At 56.8% G+C, this 25,164-nt stretch carries 22 protein-coding genes and 5 pseudogenes; 16 read left to right on the top strand and 11 right to left on the bottom strand.

The features are described from left to right. From DU29_RS1000000133575 to DU29_RS0110100, 3 genes and pseudogenes are all read left to right on the top strand, one after another. Positions 1 to 493: pseudogene (locus DU29_RS1000000133575) on the top strand (hypothetical protein); the annotation flags it as partial. After that, complete coding sequence (locus DU29_RS1000000133705; protein ID WP_442961286.1) at positions 388 to 921, top strand: hypothetical protein; 534 nt, start codon at positions 388 to 390, stop codon at positions 919 to 921. The pseudogene DU29_RS1000000133575 and the gene DU29_RS1000000133705, both read left to right, overlap by 106 nt. A 13-nt stretch (positions 922 to 934) precedes the next feature. Beyond that, complete coding sequence (locus DU29_RS0110100; protein WP_028621610.1) at positions 935 to 1,192, top strand: hypothetical protein; 258 nt, start codon at positions 935 to 937, stop codon at positions 1,190 to 1,192. Positions 1,193 to 1,239: 47 nt separating this feature from the next. Here DU29_RS0110100 and DU29_RS1000000131340 read toward each other — a convergent pair. Beyond that, a pseudogene (locus DU29_RS1000000131340) lies at positions 1,240 to 1,426 on the bottom strand (serine/threonine protein kinase); the annotation flags it as partial. A gap of 1 nt (position 1,427) precedes the next feature. Here DU29_RS1000000131340 and DU29_RS01000000129775 point away from each other — a divergent pair. Continuing rightward, positions 1,428 to 1,880 (top strand): annotated as a pseudogene (locus DU29_RS01000000129775) (transposase); the annotation flags it as partial. 89 nt (positions 1,881 to 1,969) lie between these two features. On the opposite strand, the gene DU29_RS0110085 reads toward DU29_RS01000000129775, so the two are convergent. Further along, positions 1,970 to 2,806 carry a CvfB family protein gene (locus tag DU29_RS0110085; RefSeq protein WP_028621609.1) on the bottom strand — a complete coding sequence of 279 codons (837 nt, stop codon included), beginning with the start codon at positions 2,804 to 2,806 and terminating at the stop codon, positions 1,970 to 1,972. A gap of 350 nt (positions 2,807 to 3,156) precedes the next feature. On the opposite strand from DU29_RS0110085, the gene DU29_RS0110080 reads away from it, so the two are divergent. The 3 genes from DU29_RS0110080 (at position 3,157) to DU29_RS0110070 (ending at position 5,213) form a co-directional block, all read left to right on the top strand. Beyond that, positions 3,157 to 3,345 carry a hypothetical protein gene (locus tag DU29_RS0110080; RefSeq protein ID WP_028621608.1) on the top strand — a complete coding sequence of 63 codons (189 nt, stop codon included), beginning with the start codon at positions 3,157 to 3,159 and terminating at the stop codon, positions 3,343 to 3,345. Between the two features lie 216 nt (positions 3,346 to 3,561). After that, the gene (locus DU29_RS0110075) at positions 3,562 to 4,278 is read left to right on the top strand and encodes a TorF family putative porin (RefSeq protein ID WP_028621607.1); all 717 of its coding nucleotides are present in this window, start codon (positions 3,562 to 3,564) and stop codon (positions 4,276 to 4,278) included. Positions 4,279 to 4,343: 65 nt separating this feature from the next. Beyond that, positions 4,344 to 5,213 carry a DUF6279 family lipoprotein gene (locus DU29_RS0110070; RefSeq protein WP_028621606.1) on the top strand — a complete coding sequence of 290 codons (870 nt, stop codon included), beginning with the start codon at positions 4,344 to 4,346 and terminating at the stop codon, positions 5,211 to 5,213. A gap of 124 nt (positions 5,214 to 5,337) precedes the next feature. On the opposite strand, the gene DU29_RS0110065 is transcribed toward DU29_RS0110070, so the two are convergent. After that, positions 5,338 to 5,727, bottom strand: coding sequence for a hypothetical protein (locus tag DU29_RS0110065; RefSeq protein WP_028621605.1), 390 nt, complete (start codon positions 5,725 to 5,727; stop codon positions 5,338 to 5,340). Between the two features lie 177 nt (positions 5,728 to 5,904). Here DU29_RS0110065 and DU29_RS0110060 point away from each other — a divergent pair, with 177 nt between their 5' ends. Next, a complete protein-coding gene (locus DU29_RS0110060) occupies positions 5,905 to 6,645 on the top strand; it encodes a DUF899 domain-containing protein (protein ID WP_028621604.1) in 741 nt (246 codons plus the stop codon). Positions 6,646 to 6,766: 121 nt separating this feature from the next. Here the strand turns inward: DU29_RS0110060 and DU29_RS0110055 are convergent, their stop codons facing one another. From DU29_RS0110055 to DU29_RS01000000129765, 3 genes and pseudogenes are all read right to left on the bottom strand, one after another. Next, complete coding sequence (locus DU29_RS0110055) at positions 6,767 to 7,324, bottom strand: hypothetical protein (RefSeq protein WP_028621603.1); 558 nt, start codon at positions 7,322 to 7,324, stop codon at positions 6,767 to 6,769. Between the two features lie 570 nt (positions 7,325 to 7,894). After that, entirely contained in the window at positions 7,895 to 8,224 is a 330-nt protein-coding gene (gene imm40, locus DU29_RS01000000129770) for an Imm40 family immunity protein (protein WP_033050412.1), read from the bottom strand. Between the two features lie 3 nt (positions 8,225 to 8,227). Further along, a pseudogene (locus DU29_RS01000000129765) lies at positions 8,228 to 10,980 on the bottom strand (DUF637 domain-containing protein); the annotation flags it as partial. Positions 10,981 to 11,162: 182 nt separating this feature from the next. On the opposite strand from DU29_RS01000000129765, the gene DU29_RS0110035 reads away from it, so the two are divergent. Beyond that, complete coding sequence (locus DU29_RS0110035; protein ID WP_028621600.1) at positions 11,163 to 11,438, top strand: hypothetical protein; 276 nt, start codon at positions 11,163 to 11,165, stop codon at positions 11,436 to 11,438. A 182-nt stretch (positions 11,439 to 11,620) separates the two neighbouring features. Here the strand turns inward: DU29_RS0110035 and DU29_RS0110030 are convergent, their stop codons facing one another. Next, on the bottom strand, positions 11,621 to 12,967 hold the full coding sequence (locus DU29_RS0110030) for a DEAD/DEAH box helicase (protein ID WP_028621599.1): 1,347 nt from the start codon (positions 12,965 to 12,967) through the stop codon (positions 11,621 to 11,623). Positions 12,968 to 13,159: 192 nt separating this feature from the next. On the opposite strand from DU29_RS0110030, the gene DU29_RS0110025 reads away from it, so the two are divergent. Further along, positions 13,160 to 14,458, top strand: coding sequence for a mechanosensitive ion channel family protein (locus DU29_RS0110025; protein WP_028621598.1), 1,299 nt, complete (start codon positions 13,160 to 13,162; stop codon positions 14,456 to 14,458). 109 nt (positions 14,459 to 14,567) lie between these two features. Here DU29_RS0110025 and DU29_RS0110020 read toward each other — a convergent pair whose 3' ends face one another. The 3 genes from DU29_RS0110020 to DU29_RS0110010 all read right to left on the bottom strand — a co-directional run bounded on the left by DU29_RS0110020 (position 14,568) and on the right by DU29_RS0110010 (position 16,990). Further along, on the bottom strand, positions 14,568 to 15,434 hold the full coding sequence (locus tag DU29_RS0110020; protein WP_028621597.1) for a carboxylate/amino acid/amine transporter: 867 nt from the start codon (positions 15,432 to 15,434) through the stop codon (positions 14,568 to 14,570). A 342-nt stretch (positions 15,435 to 15,776) separates the two neighbouring features. Beyond that, positions 15,777 to 16,376, bottom strand: a complete 600-nt coding sequence (locus DU29_RS0110015) for an FMN-dependent NADH-azoreductase (RefSeq protein WP_028621596.1) — start codon at positions 16,374 to 16,376, stop codon at positions 15,777 to 15,779. Between the two features lie 299 nt (positions 16,377 to 16,675). Then, the gene (locus DU29_RS0110010) at positions 16,676 to 16,990 is read right to left on the bottom strand and encodes a hypothetical protein (RefSeq protein ID WP_028621595.1); all 315 of its coding nucleotides are present in this window, start codon (positions 16,988 to 16,990) and stop codon (positions 16,676 to 16,678) included. Positions 16,991 to 17,038: 48 nt separating this feature from the next. Here DU29_RS0110010 and DU29_RS0110005 point away from each other — a divergent pair, with 48 nt between their 5' ends. The 5 genes and pseudogenes from DU29_RS0110005 (at position 17,039) to aqpZ (ending at position 22,117) form a co-directional block, all read left to right on the top strand. Continuing rightward, entirely contained in the window at positions 17,039 to 17,962 is a 924-nt protein-coding gene (locus DU29_RS0110005) for a LysR family transcriptional regulator (RefSeq protein ID WP_028621594.1), read from the top strand. Positions 17,963 to 17,976: 14 nt separating this feature from the next. Further along, positions 17,977 to 18,782: pseudogene (locus tag DU29_RS0110000) on the top strand (alpha/beta fold hydrolase). A 3-nt stretch (positions 18,783 to 18,785) separates the two neighbouring features. After that, entirely contained in the window at positions 18,786 to 19,343 is a 558-nt protein-coding gene (locus tag DU29_RS0109995) for a peptidylprolyl isomerase (RefSeq protein ID WP_028621592.1), read from the top strand. An 84-nt stretch (positions 19,344 to 19,427) separates the two neighbouring features. Beyond that, positions 19,428 to 21,260, top strand: coding sequence for an ABC transporter ATP-binding protein (locus tag DU29_RS0109990; protein ID WP_028621591.1), 1,833 nt, complete (start codon positions 19,428 to 19,430; stop codon positions 21,258 to 21,260). Between the two features lie 161 nt (positions 21,261 to 21,421). Continuing rightward, entirely contained in the window at positions 21,422 to 22,117 is a 696-nt protein-coding gene (gene aqpZ / locus DU29_RS0109985) for an aquaporin Z (RefSeq protein WP_028621590.1), read from the top strand. Between the two features lie 14 nt (positions 22,118 to 22,131). Here aqpZ and DU29_RS0109980 read toward each other — a convergent pair whose 3' ends face one another. Next, on the bottom strand, positions 22,132 to 23,256 hold the full coding sequence (locus DU29_RS0109980; protein WP_028621589.1) for a GNAT family N-acetyltransferase: 1,125 nt from the start codon (positions 23,254 to 23,256) through the stop codon (positions 22,132 to 22,134). 279 nt (positions 23,257 to 23,535) lie between these two features. Between DU29_RS0109980 and DU29_RS0109975 the strand changes: the two genes are divergently transcribed. Beyond that, positions 23,536 to 24,852 (top strand): putative porin, encoded by a 1,317-nt coding sequence (locus DU29_RS0109975; protein WP_028621588.1) that lies wholly within the window; start codon positions 23,536 to 23,538, stop codon positions 24,850 to 24,852. Positions 24,853 to 25,164: the final 312 nt, after the last annotated feature.

Below are 25,164 nucleotides of genomic sequence, written 5' to 3'. Positions count from 1 at the left end.
TCGCCGTAATATGGAAGAGCGTCAACGAGCGCAGGAAGAGTTTAAGAAGAGCCAAATCAAAAGCGCTGAAGAACTCAGACGCCTGCAGTTGAAGATTGCTGCCGAAGATCAAGCTCGCATCGCCAAGCTAAACGCTGCCATAGCCGAAGTCGAGGCGAATTCGTTAGAGGCTGCCGATCAGTTCGCAGCGGAACAATCTCGTCTCGAAAGTGAAATGGAACGGCCGATTGAGGCGATACACCAAAAGCTTCAGCGCGAAGGCGAGATTTTGGAGCTTCGCCGAAAAATCGTAGATACCGCCACTGCTGTAGCGAAACGGCAAGCCCAACTTGCGACCAGACTTATCAAACTGAAGAACGCGGAGCGGGGACAGGCCCATTTCCAAGTCTGGACAGCTATGGGTTTGGTGGTTTTATCACGATATTTCCGGCTGAATCCGGAATCCCTCCGCTGCTTGTCGTATTCAACAGTCCTTATGAAGGGGCAACGGTGACAGGGGAACACAGCGGTCGCGATTTCAATCCAGAAAATACAGGTGGACCGATATTAGATCTGGAATGGATATCTGACGTGGCATCACAAGAAGGAGTCAATATCGTGAAATTGCATCTTTCCAAATTTAATCCGTCCGACGCAAACTCAGTGATGATCGATCGATTGGAGAAAATTCTCCGTGGAGAGCTATTGATAACCGACACGGATAAGCGCTTTTACACCCATGAAATCAGGGAGTTTGAAAGGTTTAAATCATTGGACTATGGAGATACCGAAATGCCTGATGCGGAATCTGCCGTGTGGAACAATGTTCATACTGCGACCTTGGAAGATTTCAAAATGAAAGACGATCCCTCCTTGCTTTACACGCAGAAGCACTGGCCGCAGCCGCGAAACAGGACGAACGGGACTATCAACGTATGCTGAAGGAGATGCTGTAATGAACACAATTGAGCAGCTCGTCCGCAATGAATCCATAGACGACATTATTACCGTCTTCGCTTTAGTAAAGGCGACACCCCAACTAGACCTGATGATAGCGCGTTATAAGCCTGAGGCTCTTCGACATGGAGAGCTTCAACAAGCCTATGCACGACTATTCAAGAAAGGTGTTTTAGCAAAGGGAGAGAAGGGGCTGGCAACAAAAGGGCCAAACTGGAAAGCACCACCATTCGTCATGGAGAAAAGATATACCTGAAGTCTGAGGGCCACCAAGCCTAGTCTCTAGACTTGGTGGCCCTACCCTTAAATCGAAAACTTCTGCAAATTCCCCATCTCCTTCAACGCTTCAACATTGTCTTTCGGATGCGCCGCACCTTCAAAATCAAATCTGCGCCCAATTCGCCGCCACTTCCGGCGAGAAACCCACCCGTGGATCGAAGCCGGCACCCAGGCTGCGCTCCCAGCGAACCTTGCCCATCCAGCCCCCGCCTGTACCGGTTAAAAGCGTCGCGACGCTGGCAATGCAGGCGTTGCATCGTGCTCGTCAGGGTTATGTACGTCGACGTACGGCAGTAAGTAATCAGATGCGCGGTTTGCTACTCGAGCACGGCGTGGCCTTGGCGCAGAGCGATGTTGCAATCAATCAGAAAATTCCGCGGGTACTGGAAGATGCGACCCAGCCGCTGCCGGGCCTGCTGCGTGAGCTGATCGACGAACTGTTGGCCGAGTGGCGCCATTTGGGCGAGCGCATCAGCGTGCTGACGGGACGCTTGGAAGTGGCCGCCAACGCCGACATGACGGCGAAGCGACTGATGACTGTGCGCGGCATCGGCCCAGTCATTGCCACGGCACTGGTGGCCAAGGAAACCAAGCCTGAGCGGTTTCCCAGTGCCCGCAAGTTTGCCGCGTACTTTGGCATGGTGCCTGACCAGCACAGCAGCGGGTAGACGGTCCGGCTGGGTGACATGACCAAGCCTGCGTCTGTAGCATCTGGCGAAGCCTGCTGCTACAAGGGCCGGTTGCGCTGCGGGGATCAGCTCAGTTCAATGCGATCAGCATGGATAACGATCTGGCCATTCTTGTACAGCGCACCAATGGCCTTCTTGAAGTTGCCCTTGCTGACGCCAAACATGCTGGTGATGACGGTCGGATCGCTCTTGTCGCTCACCGGCAACGAACCATTATTTTCGCGCAACCTGGCGAGAATTTTTGAATTGAGGCTGGTTGCCGCTTCCTCACCAACCGGTTGCAGGCTCAGGCTGATCTTGCCATCGGCACGGACTTCCTTGATGAAGCCCTTCTCTTCTTTACCGGCGCGCATGAACTTGAAGATTTCGTTCTTGTGAATCAGGCCCCAGTGCTTGTTGTTGATGATCGCCTTGAAACCCATATCGGTCGCCTCGGCGACCAGCAGGTCAACTTCCTGGCCCGGTGTGTAACTGGCCGGGGTTTTGTCCAGGTAACGGTCCAGACGCGCAGTCGCTGTAATGCGGCGGGTGTGCTTGTCCAGATAAACGTGCACTACGACATACTCGCCGGCGGTCATCTGGCGCTTTTCTTCGGAGTACGGCAGCAACAGATCCTTGGGCAGGCCCCAGTCGAGGAACACACCGATGCTGTTGACTTCAACGACTTTCAAACTGGCAAAATCACCGACTTGCACTTTCGGCTTTTCGGTTGTTGCGATGAGTTTGTCGTCGCTGTCCAGGTAAATAAAAACGTTGAGCCAATCTTCATCTTCGCTGGGAATATCTTTGGGGATATAACGGTTCGGCAAAAGAATTTCGCCGTCCGCGCCGCCGTCCAGATATAAACCGAAGTTCGTGTGTTTAACCACTTGCAAACTGTTGTAGCGCCCGACTAAAGCCATTTCCAATACCCTCATTGCGTGGGTGGCATTCTACCCGGTTTTGCGAGCGGCGTTGACGGGTCCACCCCGTGGCGGGCGAAAATCGTTGGCCAGTCGCGGCTGAGCTGAACGTTTGGGAAACGGTGATGCCCGCTCGTCAGACCAAACGGTCAACTTTTGCCTGTTACAGGTGGCGGGCATAGCTACGCCCACGATCATTCTTATTATTTAAAACAGCAGCTTAGCCATAGATTCCGACTATATCTTGCGGATAACCGGGCCTCTGTGATGCGTATTTCAGGGGGATATTTGCCAAGCAATTGTCAAGTATTTCCTGTACTATGCCTGGCCAAGTTAATTTCTACAGGTTAATGGCCGCCATGCGTGTAAAAGCATCCACCAGCAAAGCAAAGCCAGCTCCAGCCGTTGAAACCAGCGAGTCGATCAACAACCAGATCGCTGCGTTCCTCAAGTCTGGCGGCGAGATCCAGCAAATTGCCAAAGGCGTCAGCGGCCAGACTTTCGGCCCGTCCAAGCAGATCACTCTGGGCAAGAAGTAAACCGCTACAAGATCCCCGCGATCACTGGTCCATAAGCGCTTTGAGCATCGAAGCGCTTGGACTGGAACTCCTCCCGAATACCTCCGCAGTTAATCCAATTTCTCAGAAATCGACGAACGGCCATCAGCGCCATGCATTCGTCGGTATCCTTGCACACGTCTAGATCAAGCGTTTCAGCAGGTTTGTTGCCTGCGCTCGCCGTTCATGGAGTGACGCATGCTCAAACCCTCCTGCTTATTGCTCGGCACCTTGCTGTCGTGTTCGGTCGCCAACGCGCAGGTATTTCAGCGCGAGCTGGGTGACTTCGACCTCAAACTCGGCACAACGCCCTCGCGCAGCATGGCCCAAGGGTTGGTCAAACCGGCCAGCACCGGTTCGTTCCACGGTGGCCTGGACCTCAGCCATGGCAGCGGCTTCTACGTGGGTCAATGGTCACCGAGCATGGGCCTGAGCCCCGGCAGCAACCTTGAAGTCGATTCGTACTTCGGCTTCAAACAGCCTTTCGATCACACGCTCGGTTACGAAGTCGGCATGATTCATTACAGCTACCCGGAAGTCGACACCCTCGACAGCCAGGAACTGTTCGGTGGTCTGACCTTGCTCGGCAGCCGCTTCGGTGCAGCGTTCAGTAACGATCCCGACAAACAGAACAGCACCGTTTTCGCCGACCTTGGCGGCAATCAGCCGTTCGGCATCGGGGTCAGCATGAAATACACCACCCATCAGCTCAATGCACCGGTGTCGGTAGACGGCGGTTATATCGGCAGCTTCACCGACTGGTCAGTGCAACTTTCCCGGGCGTTCATGGGCGTCGACCTCAACCTGATCTACAGTGACTCGAGCCTTAGCGGTAGTGATTGCTCCGCGTACTCCGGGCACAACAGCCGGTGTGACGGCCTGGTGACCATCAAGGCAGAACGCGCTTTTTATTGATTGGCTGAACTGCCAGCCTCATCCTACGATCACATGACAACCTACGCTTTCGCAAGGACTCGCCCATGTCGCGCTGGTTAAAATGTCTTGCTGTCTTCCTAACCCTCAGCCTCGCCCTCGGCGGATGCAGCCGCGTCGGCCTGGCCTATCGCAATCTCGATGTGATCATCCCGTGGACGCTCAGTGATTACCTGAGCATCAGCGGTGACCAGAAAGACTGGTTCGATGATCGCCTCAAGGAGCATTTGAGCTGGCATTGCTCTACGCAATTGCCCGGTTATCTGGACTGGCTGGACCGCTTGCAAACGATGGTCGAGACCAATCAGGTCACCGACGCCGCGCTGCAAGAGCGCACTCGCGAAGCCAAACAGGCGATTGCGCAGACCGCCCGCGAAATCACACCGTCGGCGATCCAGTTGTTGAAAGGGCTGGATGACAAGCAAGTGGCGGAGATGAATGAAGCCTTCGCCAAGGACCAGCGCAAGCGTCAGCAGGAATACGTGAAACCATCGCTGGCTGACCAGATCAAGGATCGCAGCGAGCGCATGGAAAAACGCATGAACGACTGGCTTGGTCCGTTGAGTCCGACCCAGCAAAAACGAGTCGCTGCCTGGTCCTCCGCATTAGGCGATCAGAATAAGCAGTGGATCGCCAACCGTGCACATTGGCAGAATCAGTTCAGTGCAGCCGTTGCGCAGCGTCAAAGTGCAGAATTCCCACAGCGAATCGAGACGCTTCTGGTGAACCGCGAGAGTTTATGGACGCCGGCTTACCGCCAGGCTTTCGCCAATACCGAAGCTCAGGCGCGCGCCCTGTTCGTGGACTTGATGGCGGAGAGCACACCGGAGCAAAGGCAGCGGTTGCTGACGAAAATCGAAGGGGTGCGTAAGGACTTCAATGATTTGAAGTGTTTGAAGGGCGCCAAGCAAGGCTAAATTCGAGCGCGAATGCAATGTGGGAGCGGGCTTGCTCGCGAATGCGGTGGTTCAGTCACTGTATTTATCAGCTGACTAACCGCAATCGCGGGCAAGCCCGCTCCCACATGGGTCATGGCTCAAATCAGGCGATCTGCGCCTTCGACGCCACCTCATCAAACGTCGCTTCATCCAGCGCATCTTCCTGCTCATCCAGCACCTGGCGTGGATGGTCGTTACCCGGAATGCTGCTGTCGATCAGGCTCAGCAAACTCGAGCCTCTCGCCGTCAGAATGTAATTGGAACCCGTACCGCCCTGCTCCTCCGGGCGCGCTTCGATATAACCGCGCTCAACCAGCAGACTTTCATACTCGCCAGCCACAGCTTTCAGATGGTCGACGTTTTCAGTCTGCACACCTTCGGATGCCTTCTCTGCCACGTACTGTTCAGCATACGGCCGAGGCGTGAAGCTGGGTTCACCGTTCTGCACTTCGTGCAACAAGCGTTCTATTAAATCCCAGTTGTAAGTCGTCATCCTGATTCAACCTCCAAAGCCTGTGAGTGAGATGGCCTTCCTAGGTTGTGACCGGTGCGCTCGTTAGCCGTTCAGCTCTGCTTTTAGCAGGCGCTGACCGGCGGTATGTCGAATGACCCGGTGGTCGCGCGACTATAGGTGTAAGTCACCTCCCAGCCTCACGCAGGAGAAATCCCGATGAACATTCAGAACCATCCCGTGGTTTCCCGGGAAGAATGGCTCGCCGCCCGCAAACAACATCTGGCCCGTGAAAAGGCGTTTACCAGGGAGCGTGACAAACTCAGCGCCCAGCGTCGTGCCCTGCCCTGGGTCAAGATCGACAAGGAATACCACTTCCAGGGGCCCAACGGTGAGCTGAAGCTGGCCGACCTGTTCGGCGGTCGCAGCCAACTGGTTATTTACCATTTCATGTACGGCAAAGGCTGGGACGAAGGCTGTCCCGGCTGCTCGTTTCTCGCTGACCACATCGATGGCGCCAATCTGCATCTGGCTCACCACGATGTTGCGGTGGTGGTGGTTTCCCATGCGCCTTATCTGGAGTTTCAGCCGTTCAAGCATCGTATGGGCTGGAAGTTTGATTGGGTGTCGTCCGAAGGCTGCGATTTCAACTATGACTTTGGGGTTTCGTTCCGAGCGGAGGACGTTGCTGCTGGTAAAGCTACGTACAACTACGAAAGGTCTGACGCCACCGAGGAAGAACTTCCTGGGTTGAGTGTGTTTTACCGCCGGGAGGATGGGGAAATTTTCCATACTTATTCCGCTTACGCGCGGGGGCTGGATATGTTGGTGGGTGCTTATAACTATCTGGATCTGATGCCTAAGGGGCGCAATGAACGGGAGATTATGGATTGGATGACGTATCACGATCGGTATGAGGAGGCGGTGCCGAGCAGTTGCTGTCATGGGAATAGCCGGTGACTCACAATTGAGTAGCCGCTGCTGTGAGCGTGCTCCCACATGGTTCAACCGACCCGATCTTGAGGATACGCAAACCTGTGGGAGCGCCCCTGGCATGGCGTAATAGCCGTGCGCAAGATGTCTATCTTGGAACGACGATGGGAACGACAAAGGCAGCCGCCGCTGTTCTTGCCGCTTTCATCGGACCGACGTTTTCAACCACCGGAATACCTTTTTCTCTAATGAAATCGAACAAACGCGCTGTAGCCGCTGCATCGATTTGTCCTCCTTCGTCAATCACAACGCTGAAAGCCACCTGACGTCGCTCCTCGGTCAAGTGGAGCTGGCTGTTGCGCCAGGATGAGTAGAGTGAAATCTTGCGTAGCGCTGACAGCCTGATTGCCATGATTTTTTCATACTTGAGTTCCCCCGCATTCCACCCTTGGACGTAAAGCTCGTCAGCCGTTAGCGCATAGGTACAAAGATAGTGCTCGCCAACGTTTGAGCCGGGCGTAGCGACGAGTACAGAGCAGCGGCCGTGCTGGAGTAATGGAGCGTTTACCTGAGGCAGATCGTTGACGATTTGCGAGCCGAACGTGGATCGGTCGTAATAGACCGTCGCTTTATCGTAAGGGGTGGCGGTGCAGCCGAGCAGTAGGGAAGTCATGAGTTGAAACAATAATACTTTAAAGAGACGCATAGATCAGTCCTATTGCGACTAACGAGGAATCAGTTCTCGGGGATTTAAATAGTCGCTGGTAAAAGTCCAAACTCCAACGGATCACCAGACCTCATGAGTCTCAGCCGTGTAATGATTTCATTACACTCAACAAGCAATGGCGCACTGATAATCCCTCTTGTAGATGCGCTTAAATTTTTCTGAGCTAATCTATCTTTCCAGCCGAGTTGCATCGCTTCCATTCTACAGCCACACCCTTAATGCAACGTATCCGTCATGCCGGATCGCAGCGCAGATCCGCGGAGCACACTCCATAGTAGAAAAGGCCTTAACCCCAATGACTTCGTACAAAAACCATGAGGACTACCGTTCTTGAGCCATGCATCATCGACAGCACTTACAATTCTGTGGTGTCCATAGCAGCGACGCGATGCGTTGTCAACGCCGGGCTCGGCTCCGCCTGCTCTAAAATATGCAAACCTTGTTTCATTGGATTGACTTTAGTCCGTAGTCTAGACCTGCTGGAGTTGTCCAAGTGGGGGGGAACCTTGTCGATGCTAGTCTATTTCAACACCAGTTGCTTTTGCACCATCAAAGTTTGGGGATTAATGCAAATAACCCCTCCGGTGTTAAATAACTAAAAATATAACTCTTTGCCTTATCTGAACTGCGCTTCAAAAAAACAGAATCAGACTCATCGGGGCCTTGATCGCAGTACCAACTGTCGTACGTCTGCTCAGCTTTCTCGCCAACTAACTTATATACATCTCCTCCAAGAATCGCGATCCCGACAGCTTCGAGTTCATAAATAGCATGTAAGGCATCATCACGACCTAGCGCCCAGTTCCGCACCCCCAAATGGTCTAGGGATATACCTCTACTTAGAATTGGATCAATTTGCTCCGACCATATAATGCTCATAGATCACTCCGCTGAAGTCGGTTTGAATAGTCGATGATTGATTGATCCGTCCGACTCCTTTATGAACTCGAATACGCCGTGTTTCCCACGGTACTCACCTGGAATTTTCAGCATGTCTCTTACCACACCATCTCCCCCTGTGATCTTCGTAATCTGTCCGGCCCCTTGGAAAGTTGTGACACTTTCCGGGAATCCATGAAGATCGCCAATCTTGATCTGACCTAACACTTTATCTGTGTATTTCGTACCTGCAAAGAAATCATCCGCTGCCGCACTTCCGCCTTTCGCACCGCCACGTGCAGGGTTGCTCCCTCCCAGTAAGCGCGGAATCCCCAGACTGGCAGCCCCCATCGCCCCAATCACGATATTCCCGACAGCATTCCAAGTATCGCCGTTGATCGCTTGGTTTACACCGTAGCTTGCCTGAAGAACCCCATTCGCAGTGGCTGCAAGACGGATTCCGGCGCCTAATGGACCTGAAAGTGCATAAATCGCGGGTCCTCCGATGTTTGCAAGGCCCTGCTGTTCATTATTGACAAGCAGGTAACCTTGCGCGTCTTTGTATGTCAGCTCGTTTTCAGATTTTGTCCTGGTCCAGTTCAACTGATCCCAAAGCCCTTTTTCTTTCCCGCGCGCAGCATCAGCGTATGCGTTTTTTACTTCATCCAGACCCGCATAGTGATAGCCATCGGAAGAATCTGGTCCGTCGCGAAGCAGTGCTTGAACATTGGCTTCGGCGACTTCCGGACCGTACTTGAGGGTTTGCTCATAGCCATATACCTGGAGGTAGGCCTGAAGCTCTATCAGGTCTGCCCGGGAAAGTGAGTCAGGGTTTTTGTGGAATGCTGCGAGCAGATCATCGCTGCGGTGGTCGGCGCCTTGTAAGCTCACTAACTGCCTGGCAGACTCGATCCCATGATCATTTGCAAACGCTTCACGCGCTCGCTCAAGTTGAGCCTTAGAGTGATCACCCAAGAAATTGTATTGCGTACCATTAGCCGCTACCGCCGCCGCAATTGCTAAGTCTCCACCAGAAGCAGCAGCCCCCAGCACACCCACGATCTGTGACAGCGCAAGCAAGTTGGCACTCGCCTGATTATATTCCGCCGATCCCGGAACCAAGCTCGACGGTAAAAGCCTGTCCCCTAACATCCCCACCAGCGCTTCATTGACTCCGCCGGCAAGGGCTCCGGTGCGGAAATCACCGCCCATGGCTTCCGCCAGCAAGCCGCCCAAGCCCGCGTGCAGCAGGATTTTGCTCAGGTCGCCCTCTGCCAGAGGCAAATCGCCTATCGCGCCTGCTCCGGCAGCGCCTCCAATAGCGGCAGCTACGCTCGCAGCGGAAAGTGCGAGATTGTCCTTGAGGCTGCCGCCATAGACGGCGGTTTTGATCAGCGCATCGGCTGTGATCTTGACTGCAACTTTCTGCATGCTCGCGGCATCCAGCCGCAGCGTACCCGGATCGTAGTTAAGCCCTTGCATGACCCCCGCAGTTGCGGCGGCAGTCGCATAGCTTTTGAGACTGTCCTTCGATGTGACGTCTTTAACGACTCTGCCAAGATTGCCGCGGTTGTCGATCGCGCTGACAGTTGCCTTTGTCGCCGCGGTTACCGCCACGGCCTGCATCATCGCGTTCATCCCGAGCATCATCGGCCCCATGACAGCGGCTAATGCAATCGCAACAATCAACTGCGCCGCCGGGCCTAATCCCGAGTTGCTGTACTTGAACGACTCGTGGATTTCCTTGACCTGGCGCCAATCCACATCGCCGCGCGCTTCGGCCTCTTTGAGCCAGGCCAGTTGCGGGTCGGCCTGGACCATCGCATCGATGGTCTGGCTGACGGTTTGCTGGTTGACCTCCTTGATGTCGATCTGCAGACCGTCGACCGCTTTAATCACGATGTCGCCTTTGGCGTTCATCTGGGTCTGGCGCAAGGTCTCATCGGTATTGCCTTTGCCCTTGGATGAGTTCCAGAACGCGTCGTTATCACTCTTGGTATGGCTTTCGTCATGAAGGTCTTTGACACCTTCGAAGAGGATCGAGCCCCCACTGTCGATAACGATGTCCTTGCCACTGTCGAGCTTCGCCACCTGATACCGCTGATCCCCACCGCTGACCAGCGTCAGGTCCCCACCCGCGGTAATTTCACTGCCGATGTTTTTCACATCGGTCACTTCGTCACGCTTGGTCTTCACCGCGCCGAAAGAGCCTTTTTTCTTCTTGTCGTACAGCGAGTAATCGCTGTCTTGCGCTGCAATAATGTCGAGCCGATCGCCCGCCACCAAATACGCTTCGTCGCCTGCCGTGATGCGGCTGGAGATGACCGCGAGGTTTTGCCCGGCACTCAATGCCACATCGCCGCCGGCGGTGACGCCCGACATGACCTGGCCGACGTGGTCTTCCTGTACCGTCAACCGTTTGCTCTTGGACAGGGAATGCTCCTCGTCCGCGGCTGAGCCGATAGTCAGGTTTTCCGTGGCAGCCATGGCAATGTCGCGCTTTGCATCGATCTGGCTGGCGATGACGTTGATGTCGCGCCCTGCCTCGACGTACAGATCACGGCCAGCAGGTCGAGGCGATTACCCGCCTCGATCAGGCCGCTGTTGACCAGGTCATTGCCGGCTTGGGCCGACAGGTTGTTGGCGGCGCGCAGGGTGCCGACGTTGTCGAGGTTTTGGCCGGCGATCAGGCTGACGTCTTTACCGGCAATCAGGGCGCCGTTCGGTCCAAGGCGGTGGCCACCTGCAAGCTGGTAACAGCAGCGGGCCCGCCGGCACGCCAGTCGCATTACCGACGGGAGTGACGCCCATTTGGACCTGCACAATGTGCTCAACCGCAGTGACAGCGGTTTCGCCAGTCACGTCTCCACCGACGGAACTTTCACCCCGCCATCAGCCTCAACCGCTTAACCGCCCGTTACGGATCAGAGGCCATTCCATGAAAACTCTTATAAAGCTCACCCTCGCTGCCACCTTTGCGTTCGCCCTTCCCGTTTGGGGATGCACACCCGAAGAAGCCACGATCAAGCGCGATCAACTGGCCAAGAGAGTGTCTGAACTTACGCAGCAGAATCCGGACAAGGCCAAAGAGATCAACGATGAACTGCAGCAAATGAACCTGGACACTGCCAGCGCGGACGTACCGGACAAATGCCAGTTGATTGATCAGCGTTTGAAGGAACTGGATACGGCGGAGAAGAAGGCTGATAGCTGAGTCGATGAATCAAAAGATCGCAGGCTCCGCCAGCTCCTACAGAAGCGCCTGAAGATTGCCAGCACCTACGGGGGCAGGGACGCGCTAAACATCGCCAGCTCCTAAGAATGGGGTGGTCAAATTCCAGACATAAAAAAACCCGGACAATCACCGCCCGGGTTTTTTATTGCGCGAAGAAAGCGTTACTCAGCAGCCGGCGCTTCCGGCTTGCGGCGCTTGAGTGGCGCCATGCCGTCTTTGCTGACCAGCGACAGTGCGTCGGTCTTCGGGCGGTTGGCGATCTTGCGCTTGGTCGGTGCCTTGGCGCCGGTTTTCTTCTTGTCGCCTTTGGCGTCGACTTTTTTCTTCTTCACGCCGACGGCTTTGCCCGAGGCCTTGACCTTTTTCGGTCCGCCATAGGTGCCTTTGACTTCCTTGATGGTGCGGCGCTCGAAGCTCTGCTTGAGGTAGCGCTCGACGCTCGACATCAGGTTCCAGTCGCCATGGCAGATCAGCGAGATTGCCAGGCCATCGTTGCCGGCGCGACCGGTACGGCCGATACGGTGGACGTATTCGTCGCCGCTGCGTGGCATGTCGAAGTTGATCACCAGGTCGAGGCCGTCGACGTCCAGACCGCGAGCGGCAACGTCGGTGGCAACCAGGATCTTCACGCCGCCCTGCTTCAGGCGATCAATGGCCAGTTTGCGGTCTTTCTGGTCCTTGTCACCGTGCAGCACGAACGCTTTGTATTCCTGGGCCACCAGGCGGCCGTAGATACGGTCAGCCATGGCGCGGGTGTTGGTGAAGACGATGGCTTTCTGGTACGTCTCGTTGGCCAGCAGCCAATTGACGATTTGCTCTTTGTGCTGGTTATGGTCAGCGGTAATGACCTGTTGGCGAGTGGTCGCGTTCAGGTCACTGACGTTGTTCAGTTGCAGGTGCTCAGGGTTGTTGAGCACCTTGGCGACCATTTCACGCAGGCCCGAACCACCGGTGGTGGCCGAGAACAACATCGTCTGCTGGCGATTGGTGCACTCTTGCACCAGACGCTGGACGTCTTCGGCAAAACCCATGTCGAGCATGCGGTCGGCTTCGTCGAGGACCAGCACTTCGACTTCTTTCAGGTCGAGGTTGCCGGCGTTCAGTTGCTCGATCATCCGCCCCGGCGTACCGATCAGGATGTCCGGCACCTTGCGCAGCATGGCGGCCTGAACCTTGAAATCTTCACCGCCGGTGATCAGGCCGGATTTGATGAAGGTGAACTGGGCGAAGCGCTCGACTTCCTTGATGGTCTGCTGGGCCAGCTCGCGGGTCGGCAGCAGAATCAGGGTCTTGATGCTGACGCGGACTTTCGCCGGGCCGATCAAGCGGTTGAGGATAGGCAAAACGAACGCAGCGGTTTTGCCGCTACCGGTTTGCGCTGTCACCCGCAGGTCACGCCCTTGCAGCGCCAGCGGGATGGCCGCTGCTTGCACAGGCGTTGGCTCGACAAATTTAAGCTCGGCCACGGCTTTGAGCAGGCGTTCGTGCAGGGCGAATTGGGAAAACACGGGTGCTACCTCGAAGAAATACAAAAAAACAGCTGCATAGGGTACCGGTTTCGAGCGCGCAGGCCGAGTTTCTTTGTGCAAACGGCAGCAAACAATGGTGATTTTGTTGCCTGATTTGTCCTCAACCGTCACGCAAAGCGTCTTAAATGCTCTAATCGACCGTCGCGTCCAACAGAAGAACCGGTTTTACCCATGGATATGAAACAGCTCTGGCTCAACGCCCAAGACCTCTGGGGTGCGCTCGATCAGCACCCGCTCCTGCATTCCAGTCTGGGACTGCTGCTGTTGCTGGTGGTGGCGCTGGTGCTCGGACGAGTGGCGCGCTACCTGATTCTGCATGCGACCAAACTGCTCGGCCGCCAACCGGCGCTGCACTGGATCAACGACTTTCGTCATAACAAAGTGTTTCACCGCCTGGCACAGATGACGCCGTCGCTGGTGATCCAGTTCGGACTGCAACTGGTACCGGCGCTAGGCAAGACCAGCCTGATTTTCCTTGGCAATGCGGCCATGGCGTTCACCATTCTGTTTATGGTGCTCGCGATCAGCGCGTTGCTCAGTGCCCTGCTCGACATTTATGCACGTACCGAACATGCCCGCACGCGTTCGATCAAAGGCTACGTGCAACTGGCGAAAATGGTCTTGTACGTGTTCGGCGCAATCATCATCGTTGCAACGTTGATCGATCGCTCACCGCTGTTGCTGCTGTCAGGTCTGGGCGCCATGTCGGCGGTGATTCTGTTGGTCTATAAGGACACGCTGCTGTCATTCGTTGCCAGCGTGCAGTTGACCAGCAACGACATGTTGCGGGTCGGCGACTGGATCGAGATGCCGCAGGTCGGCGCTGATGGCGATGTGGTCGATATCACGTTGCACACGGTGAAGGTGCAGAATTTCGACAAGACGATTGTCTCGATTCCAACGTGGCGACTGATGTCCGAGTCGTTCAAGAACTGGCGCGGCATGCAGCAGTCCGGTGGACGGCGGATCAAGCGCAGCCTGTTCATCGATGCCAGCGGCGTGCGGTTTATCCGCGATGAAGAAGAGCAAAACCTGTCTCAGGTCCATCTGCTGACCGACTACATCAGCCGCAAACAGGCCGAGCTCAAGGCCTGGAATGAAGCGCAGGGCAACGTCGCGGCTATGTCGGCGAACCGGCGGCGGATGACCAACATCGGCACCTTCCGCGCCTATGCGCTGGCGTATCTGAAGAGCCACCCGGACATCCAGCCGAACATGACCTGCATGGTCCGGCAGATGCAAACCACTGCGCAGGGCGTTCCGCTGGAAATCTACTGCTTCACCCGCACCACGGAGTGGGCGGATTACGAACGGATTCAGGGGGATATTTTCGATTACCTGCTGGCGGTGCTGCCGGAGTTTGGCTTGAGCCTGTATCAGCAGCCGAGCGGCGGGGATCTGCGGGCGGGATTGCTGCCGGCCGTGTTAGGCGCGAGCCACATTTCCGAACCCGAAAAACATGTGATGTAGCACAGCTTTTCCCTTGTAGGAGTGAGCCTGCTCGCGAAAGCGGTGTGTCAGACGATATCAATATCAACTGACACACCGCTTTCGCGAGCAGGCTCACTCCTACAGGGGTTCATGGTGCAGTTAACGACTGGCGCACACCCAGCCGACTGATCCACACCGCCAGCAAAATCACTGACCCACCGAGGAACAACCGGCCCAGCTCTTCATGCTGATTCCAGATCAGCAAATTGATCAGCAACCCCACGGGCACATGCAGGTTATTCATCACCGCCAGCGTCCCGCCGTGCACCAGGCACGCGCCTTTGTTCCACCAGTACAAGCCCAACGCCGTCGAGACCAGGCCGAGAAACAGCAGCACGCCCCATTGCAGCGGAGCTTCGGGCAGGAAGTCCGATTTGCCGAACAGCAGAAACGCCGGCAACGCTACCGCCAGAGCGCCGAGGTAGAAATAACCGAAGCGGCGGTAATGCGGCAGATCACTCGGATGGCGCGCCACCAGATGTTTATAAAGCACCTGCCCGGCGGCGTAGGTGAAGTTGGCCAGTTGCAGCAACAGGAAACCCATAAAGAAATCCGGGTTGATGCGGTCGTAGCGAATCACCGCCGCGCCCATCACCGCCACCAGCGCTGCAATCAGTGCCCATGGATTGAATCGTCGGTTCAGCGCATCTTCGATCAGCGTCACGTGCAGCGGTGTAAGTATGGTGAACAGCAACACTTCCGGAACCGTCAGCACCCGGAAGCTCAGGTACAGACAAACGTAGGTGACGCCGAACTGCAACGCGCCTATCAGCAGCATGCCGCGCATGAACGCCGGTTCGACCGAGCGCCAGCGAGTCAGCGGAATGAACACGAGCCCCGCCAGCACTACCCGGATCAGCACGGCGAAATAGCTGTCGACATGACCGGCCAGGTATTCACCGATCAGGCTGAAGGAAAATGCCTGGATCAGCGTGACAAAAAGTAGATAGCCCATGCTCGCCTCGTTCTGAATGGGCGGCGACGATAGCGGGTTTTGCCGGTTATCGCGACAGCGAGCCCTACATAAAACCCTGTGGGAGCGAGCCTGCTCGCGATGGCGGTTTATCCACCGACATAAAGGGTGAATGTAGCGCCGCCATCGCGAGCAGGCTCGCTCCCACAGGTTTATGCGAACTCCTACCAAATCCCGGGCAAAAAAAAGCCCGATCTCGCTAATGCGTTCAATCGGGCTACAGCACTCAGAAGCAACAAGTGCAAAGGGAGGTCGATGCGCGTACAGGCTTGAAGGGTTGCGCCGGGTCACTAAAACAATCGGCGATTATCTGGCGATTAACGGTCAGGCGACTTGCGAAAGCCGTGCGTTGGCCTGGTTCAGGCCTTTCTCCTGAAAATCTCCGCCCAGGTTCAGGCCTTCTGCGTGAATAAAGGTCACGTCGTGGATACCGATGAAGCCCATGACCTGACGCAGGTACGGTTCCTGGTGATCCGTCAAACCGCCGGCATGAATGCCGCCGCGAGCGGTAAGCACGAAGGCGCGCTTGCCAGTGAGCAAACCCTGTGGCCCCGTTTCGGTGTATTTGAAGGTCACACCGGCGCGCAGTACGTGGTCGAGCCAGGCTTTGAGGGTGCTGGGAATTGCAAAGTTGTACATCGGCGCGGCCATCACCAGCACGTCGGCGGCCAGCAATTCATCGGTCAACTGGTTGGAGCGCTCCAGCGAAATCTGCTCGATGTCACTGCGCTGCTCGGCAGGCTTCATCCAGCCGCCCAACAGATTGATGTCCAGATGCGGCACCGGATTGGCAGCCAGGTCTCGCACAGTGATCTGATCGTCCGGGTGCGCAGCTTTCCACTGGTTGATGAAGGTTTGCGTCAGTTGACGGGAAACCGAGTCTTGCTGACGGGCACTGCTTTCGATGATCAGAACGTGGGACATGGGATGTAGCCTCCATCTGAGAATGCTGTAGGGCGATGGAGTGAAGGTTAAACAGTGTCATATCGATGAAAAAGCGCAAATAACTGCTGCAACCCATCGATAAATTCGTTTATAAGCTACGCATGGCTCATGTGGGACCGGGCCAGTGGATGGGATGCCGCACCAGCCCTCTGGATCACCAAGCGCATTGAACTTGCGAATGCGCTGCTTCGGCTAAACCGCATCGTTGGGTTAGCGACTGCTGCGCAGTCGAACGGGGATAAATCCCCTCACCACAGGCTGCGCCCACAGTTTTAGTGTCATTTCGGGGTGCAGGTCAGATTGATGCGCATCTTGATGATCGTGCGGTTGAACTTGGCGGTGACGTTTTTATGTTTGCCGGCTGCCACTTCAATGGTGCGGTTGCGCGGAGCTTCCGGACCGTTGCTGAAAACCACCTTACAGATTGCATCGGTGCTGCCGTAGTTGTTCACCTGAATGGAAGCGATGTCGGCATCCGTGTCATACGCGTTGTAATCGATGCTCAGGCCATTCAGCTGTTTTTGAACATCGATCGGATAGGCAAACGCAGTCAGCGGCAGCATCGCCAAAACCACACAACACAATTTTCTCATTCGGCAGTCTCCAATAAAGACTGCCAGCTTAGACAAGAGGAGCTATTCATGAAAGCGCCCCGCGTGACCCTCGATCAATGGCGAACGTTGCAAGCCGTGGTCGACCATGGCGGTTTCGCCCAGGCGGCCGAAGCGCTGCATCGCTCGCAGTCATCGGTCAGCTACACCGTTGCGCGCATGCAGGATCAACTCGGTGTGCCATTGCTGCGCATCGACGGGCGCAAAGCCGTGCTCACCGAAGCGGGCGGAGTGCTGCTGCGCCGCTCCCGGCAACTGGTGAAACAGGCCAGTCAACTGGAGGACCTGGCCCATCACATGGAACAAGGTTGGGAAGCGGAAGTGCGGCTGGTGGTCGACGCCGCCTACCCAAGCGCGCGGCTGGTACGGGCCTTGACCGCTTTCATGCCGCAGAGCCGCGGCTGTCGCGTGCGGTTGCGCGAGGAAGTGTTGTCGGGCGTTGAAGAAGTACTGCTCGAAGGTGTTGCAGACCTGGCGATCACCGGTTTCAGCATTCCCGGTTATCTGGGCGCGGAACTGAGCGATGTCGAATTCGTCGCCGTTGCGCACCCCGAACACGCCCTGCATCGGCTGAACCGGGAGCTGAATTTCCAGGACCTCGAAAGTCAGATGCAGGTGGTGATTCGCGACTCCGGCCGCCAGCAACCGCGCGATGTCGGTTGGCTGGGCGCCGAACAGCGCTGGACCGTCGGCAGCCTGGCCACCGCCGCGACATTTGTCAGCAGCGGCCTGGGGTTTGCGTGGTTACCGCGGCACATGATCGAACGGGAACTGCGGGAAGGCACGCTCAAGCTGCTACCGTTGGATCAGGGCGGCAGCCGTAACCCGAGCTTCTATCTTTACTCGAACAAGGACAAACCGCTGGGCCCGGCGACGCAGATCCTGATCGAACTGCTACGCACCTTCGACACCGCGCCGCTGGATGCGCCTTTTGCCGCCCCTGAACAAGCCTGACACGGAGTGAATGCATGGCCTATTTCGAACACGAAGGTTGCAACCTGCATTACGAGGAATACGGCAACGGCACGCCGTTGCTCTTGGTCCATGGCCTCGGCTCCAGCACTTTGGACTGGGAAATGCAGATCCCGGCGCTGGCCGCCCATTATCGGGTGATCGTGCCGGATGTACGCGGCCATGGCCGTTCGGACAAACCCCGCGAGCGCTACAGCATCGCCGGTTTCAGCGCCGACCTGATCGCCCTGATCGAACATTTGAACCTGGGCCCGGTGCATTACGTCGGGCTTTCGATGGGCGGGATGATCGGTTTTCAACTGGCCGTGGATCAGCCGCAAATGCTCAAGAGCCTGTGCATTGTAAACAGCGGACCCGAAGTCAAACTGCGCAGTCGAGATGACTATTGGCAGTGGTTCAAACGCTGGAGCCTGATGCGCGTGCTCAGCCTGCACACGGTCGGCAAAGCGCTGGCAGGCAAGCTATTCCCCAAACCCGAGCAGGCGGATTTGCGGCAAAAGATGACCGAGCGCTGGGCAAAAAATGACAAACATGCTTATCTCTCCAGCTTCGATGCGATCGTCGGCTGGGGTGTTCAGGAACGACTTTCCAAGGTGTCCTGTCCAACCCTCATCATCAGCGCAGACCGGGACTACACCCCGGTGTCGCTGAAAGAAACCTATGTAAAACTGCTGCCCGATGCGCGGCTGGTGGTCATCGCCGATTCGCGCCATGCCACCCCGCTGGATCAACCCGAACGCTTCAACCAGACACTGCTCGAGTTCCTTACCGCAGTCGACAAAACCTCAATCAGGATCACTGACCCATGCTGAAAAAAATCGCCCTCGTCGCCGGCTCCGTTCTGTTCGCCGCCAACCTGATGGCCGCCACGCCCGCCAAAGCGCCGCACGTGTTGCTGGAAACCACCAACGGCCAGATCGAAATCGAACTGGATGCAGTCAAGGCACCGATCAGTACCAAGAACTTCCTGGAGTACGTCGATAAAGGCTTTTACAACAACACGATTTTTCACCGTGTGATTCCTGGCTTCATGGTTCAGGGCGGTGGTTTCACCAAGGAGATGCAGCAGAAAGAAACCAAATCTGCGATCAAGAACGAATCGAAAAACGGCCTGCATAACGTCCGTGGCACGCTCTCCATGGCTCGCACCTCGGCGCCGGATTCGGCCACCAGCCAGTTCTTCATCAACGTCAAGGACAACGATTTCCTCGACCAGGGTGATGGCTACGCGGTATTCGGCAAAGTGGTCAAAGGCATGGACGTGGTCGACATCATCGTCAACTCGCCGACCACCACCCGTGGCGGCATGAAAGACGTACCGGCTGATCCTGTGTTCATCAAGTCGGCCAAGCGCATCGACTAAGTTACGCAGGATGTTCTGAGCGGCAGGCGCGTGGCGCCGCCGCTCAATTGTTCAATGGAGAGCCCGTACGCGGGCGGAGAACTGATGCTTTATCGCCGTTTCGAAAAACTGATCGATATCTTCCGCGACGCCCCTACCGCCGCGCCACCCGATCGGGTTTTCCCCTTCTACACCTACTACCTGAAGCAGGTCTGGCCGAGCTTCGCCGTCCTGCTCACCGTCGGCCTGTTCGGTGCACTGATCGAAGTCGCGCTGTTCAGTTACCTGAGCCGCATCATCGACCTGACCCAGGGCACGCCGAACGCTGACTTCTTCAAGGTCCATGGCCTGGAACTGGCGTGGATGGCGGTGGTGGCATTGATCTTGCGCCCGGTCTTCGTCGGCCTGCATGACTTGCTGGTGCACCAGACTCTGAGCCCCAGCATGACCAGCATGATCCGCTGGCAAAACCACAGTTACGTGCTCAAACAGAGCCTCAATTTTTTCCAGAACGATTTCGCCGGGCGCATCGCCCAACGCATCATGCAGACCGGCAACTCGTTGCGCGATTCCGCCGTGCAGGCCGTGGATGCGCTGTGGCACGTATTGATCTACGCGATCAGTGCACTGGTGTTGTTCGCTGAAGCCGACTGGCGCCTGATGATCCCGCTGCTGACCTGGATCGCCGCCTATATTGGCGCTCTCTGCTACTTCGTGCCGCGGGTCAAGGAACGTTCGGTGGTGTCCTCCGAGGCGCGCTCCAAACTGATGGGGCGAATCGTCGACGGCTACACCAACATCACCACGCTGAAGCTGTTCGCGCACACCAATTTCGAGCAGCAGTACGCCAAGGAAGCCATCGAAGAACAGACGGTCAAGGCGCAACTGGCCGGCCGCGTCGTCACCAGCATGGATTTCGTGGTTACCAGCATGAACGGCTTGCTGATCGTCGGCACCACGGGTCTGGCGTTATGGCTGTGGACGCAGTCGCTGATCACCGTCGGTGCCATCGCGCTGGCGACCGGTCTGGTGATTCGTATCGTCAACATGTCCGGCTGGATCATGTGGGTGGTGACCGGCATCTTTGAAAACATCGGCATGGTGCAGGACGGTTTGCAGACCATTTCGCAACCGGTCAGCGTCACCGATCGCGAGCAGGCCAAACCGCTGACCGTGGCCCGCGGCGAAGTGCGTTTCGAGCAGGTGGATTTCCACTACGGCAAGAAGAGCGGGATCATCGGCGACCTCAATCTGACGATCAAACCCGGTGAAAAAATCGGCTTGATCGGCCCGTCCGGTGCCGGCAAATCGACTCTGGTCAATCTGCTGCTACGCCTCTATGACGTGCAAGGCGGGCAGATCGTCATTGATGGGCAGAACATCGCCGAGGTGAGCCAGGAAAGCCTGCGCGAGCGCATCGGCATGATCACTCAGGACACGTCGCTGCTGCACCGCTCGATCCGCGACAATCTCTTGTACGGCAAACCCGATGCCACCGACGCCGAACTCTGGGAGGCGGTGCACAAGGCTCGTGCCGACGAGTTCATCCCGTTGCTGTCGGACGCCGAAGGTCGCACCGGTTTTGACGCGCACGTGGGTGAGCGCGGAGTGAAACTTTCCGGCGGTCAGCGCCAGCGCATCGCCATTGCGCGAGTGCTGCTCAAGGATGCGCCGATCCTGATCATGGACGAAGCCACCTCGGCGCTGGACTCGGAAGTGGAAGCCGCTATTCAGGAAAGTCTGGAGACCCTGATGCAGGGCAAAACCGTGATCGCAATCGCCCACCGACTTTCGACCATCGCCCGCATGGACCGCCTTGTGGTTCTGGAAAAAGGCCGCATCGCCGAATCCGGCACCCACGCCGAGCTGCTGGCGCATGGCGGATTGTATGCGCGGTTGTGGCAGCACCAGACAGGCGGGTTTGTGGGTATTGATTGACTGCACAGCAGCGTGAACATCGATTGCACGTCGATTACTCGCTGGAATTTTGCAAAAAGCCTGCTGTACTGAGCCAAGGTTCTGGATATGAGCTTGTAGTAAGTCTGCAGGATGCATTATTCGCTACGGTCGGGACAGGGAAGCCTGTCAAGGACGCTCTCATGTCGCTGTTCAAACGTTCAGTTACTGAGTTGTTAGGTACGTTCTGGTTGGTGTTGGGAGGTTGCGGCAGTGCGGTGCTGGCCGCGTCCTCTCCGTTGGGTATCGGTGTGTTAGGCGTATCTTTGGCATTCGGTCTTACAGTGCTGACGATGGCATTTGCCATTGGGCACATTTCCGGTTGCCATCTCAACCCGGCTGTCTCGGTCGGTTTGTCCGTCGGGGGGCGCTTCCCGGCAAGGGAGTTGCCCGCTTACATCATTGCCCAGATCATTGGCGGCATCGTTGCTGCTGCATTGATCTACTTCATCGCCAGCGGCAAGGAAGGCTTTGATCTCTCCGCAGGTCTCGCGTCCAATGGTTATGGTGAACACTCGCCAGGCAAGTATTCGCTGGCAACAGGCTTCGTCTGTGAGCTGGTGATGACCGCAATGTTTGTGCTGATCATCCTTGGCGCCACCGACAAGCGAGCCCCCGCTGGTCTGGCACCCATTGCCATCGGTTTGGCTTTGACGCTGATCCACCTGATCTCGATTCCGATCACCAACACTTCGGTCAACCCGGCACGCAGCACGGGCCCGGCCGTCATCGTCGGGGGCTGGGCCATTGCACAGCTGTGGATGTTCTGGGTCGCGCCGCTCATCGGAGCGGTAATCGGTGGCGTCACGTATCGATGGCTGGGCAAAGAAGGCACCTGATACGAAGACGCGGCTCAGCCTTGCCGATAGGGCAAGGCCGTCCGCGCCTCTTCGGCGTACGCCAGCACCCCGATCCGCTCCTCCTGCAGGAAATCCTTTACCGCCCCTTTCAGTCCGGGGTGGCGCAGGTAATGCCAGGAATGGGTAATCACCGGCTCGAATCCGCGAATCAGTTTGTGCTCGCCCTGCGCCCCGGCATCGAAACGCTGAAAACCGTTGGCGATCGCGTAATCCATGCCCTGATAAAAACACGTTTCGAAATGCAAGCGATCGAACTCAGCCAGGCAACCCCAATACCGGCCATAAAAACTGTCGCCGCCCACCAGACTGAAGGCCATGGCCACCGGACGTGAGCCTTGTTTGGCCAACACAACGCGAATCGCTTCGGGCATGCGCTCGGCCAACAGGCTGAAAAACTCTCGCGTCAGGTACGGCCGTTGCCGACGTATTGCGTAGGTATTGGCGTAACAGGCGTACACGAAATCCCACTGTGCCTGATCCAGCTGGTGGCCTTCGAGCCATTCGAATTCAATCCCCTGCCCCGCCACTTGCTCACGTTCTTTACGCATTTGTTTGCGCTTGCGCGAGCTGAGCACGTCGAGGAAATCCTGAAAGTCCCGGTAACCGCGATTGTGCCAATGGTATTGGCAGCCGATGCGCTGCAACCAACCCGATTGCTCGGCGAGAGCGGCGTCGGTGAACGGGTCGGTGAAGTTGATGTGGGCGCTGGAGATCTCTTCGATTTCCAGGTACCCCGGGATGCTCTTCAGCAGCTCGAACCCGTCCTCAACCGTAGCCGCCAGCAGGCGCGGCCCGCTGACCGGGCTGAACGGCACTGCCGCCAGCAATTTGGGGTAGTAGTCAATGCCGGCACGTTCGCAAGCGTCGGCCCAGGCGTGGTCGAACACGTACTCGCCATAGGAATGCCATTTGCGGTAGCTGGGCAACGCCGCAATCAGGCGCCCGCCTTCCATGTGCAGCAGATGTTCAGGCTGCCAGCCGGAGTGCGGACCCACGCTGCCACTGTCTTCCAGCGAACTCAAAAAAGCATGCCGCAGGAACGGCTGAGCCTCTGGCACCAGGGCGTCCCATGTGTGCGCGCCGATATCGGACATGTTTTCCAGACGTTGCAATGGCATCGATACCTTCCGTTTCATCACATGGCAGCCCGGCGAGTATCGCCTATCAGCGCTGTTTAGACACCTCCCTTCCGGCGACAGAGCCCCTGGGCAAAAGTTCACCGACGCGCAACATCGTCATCGAGACGCCATCAGTTTGCCACCGCTTTGTCATAAACCATCGCGATACTGACGCCAGTTTTTAGAGCGTCGGGTTCTAACCCGGCCACTGTTTTCCGTCCGACAACGGTCGGTTGTGCCCTGGATGATTCCTCATCCTCTTCATCTTCGGAGATTGATATGCGTCTTGCTTCCACGAAAACTGCGGCGGTCCTGTGTGGCGGTCTGCTCCTGGCCCTTAGCGTTCCGGCCAGCGCCGCAGTCGACGCCAAACTGCTCGACATGCTCCGGGCGAACGGCTCGATCAGCGCCGCTCAGCACAGCGAACTGCAAGCCGAGCTCGCTCGCGATCAGAAAGAGCAGCAGATTGCCCGTCAGGCTCAGCAAGAGACCAACGAGCAAATCGCTGCCACCGCGAAGAAGACCAATGAACTGAGCAACTTCGACCAGAAACTGGCGTGGGCCGCCAAGACCCAGTTCAAGGGTGACGTGCGCTTCCGTCAGGAGACGGTCAAGAACGATGGCGTGTCGAACAACCGTGACCAGGATCGTCAACGCGTTCGTGCCCGTCTGGGTGCTTACACCGAGATCAACCCGCAAGTCGATACCGGCATCCGTATCGCCACCGGTAACAACGACGACGCGCGTTCCACCAACCAGAGCCTGGACAACTACTTCGACAAGAAGACCATCTGGCTCGACCAGGGTTACGTCGACTACCACCCGGATGCGATCAAAAACCTGCACATCGTTGGCGGCAAGATGCCTCAGCAATGGGTGAGCATGGGCGACATCATCTGGGACACAGACATCAGCCCGGAAGGCCTGGCGGTCACCTATAAATATCCACTGGGCGGCAGCACCGAGCTGTTCGGCAGCGCCGGTCACTACACCCTCAAGGACAACGTCGACGGCGACGGCGTGCAGTTCAAGCACGACCTGCGTCTGTACGCAGGCCAGTTGGGCGCTCGCTTCGCGATCACTGACAGCCTGAAGCTGACCGTGGGCGGCAGCGTTTACGGCTACGACAACGACGACGACATCACCGCTGGTGGCACCACCATCCCTGCCGCACTGGCAATCAACGGCAACAGCCCGAACGAAGAATTCAAGCTGTACGAAGGCTTCGGTCAGCTCGACATCGGCGGTCTGCCAATGCCGCTGTCGTTGTACGGTCAAGTGGTCAATAACGACGATGCCAGCAACGATCAGGACATGGGCTGGCTGGCCGGTGTGAAGTCCAAGATCTACGGCTTCGGTCTGGACTACAACTATCGCGACGTGCAGCGTAACGCTGTGGTCGGCGCGTTCACCGACTCTGACTTCGCCAACGGTTTCACCGGTTCGCGTGGCAGCAAGTTCAAAGTCAGCTACGAGCTGGACAAGAACTTCTCGCTGGGCGCGACTTACCTGATGGCAAAATCCGACTACACCAACGCCACGCTGCGGGACTCGAAAATCAACACCCTGCAACTGGATGCTGAAGCCAAGTTCTGATTTAGCGGCCATACAGCCCGGGCAAGGATGCCCGGGCTGCTTTCACAAACTCGCGCTGGTGTGACGGTCCTTGATCTGACCGATGCAGCAGCGCGAGTTTTTTTGTGCTTGTAAAACCCCTGCGGTGAGATTCTGTGGCAGGGGATTTACCTGTGGCAGGGGATGATCTGTGGCAGGGGATGATCTGTGGCGAGGGGGCTTGCCCCCGTTGGAGCGCGGAGCGGTCCCAATACTGGTAAACAGGAAGTTACAGATGTTTTGAATGGCATATTTTGGGACTGCTTCGCAGTCCAATGGGGGCAAGCCCCCTCG

This window comes from Pseudomonas sp. Ant30-3 (assembly GCF_000690905.1).
Classification (GTDB): domain Bacteria; phylum Pseudomonadota; class Gammaproteobacteria; order Pseudomonadales; family Pseudomonadaceae; genus Aquipseudomonas.
This window is presented reverse-complemented; position numbering and strand designations above follow the sequence as displayed.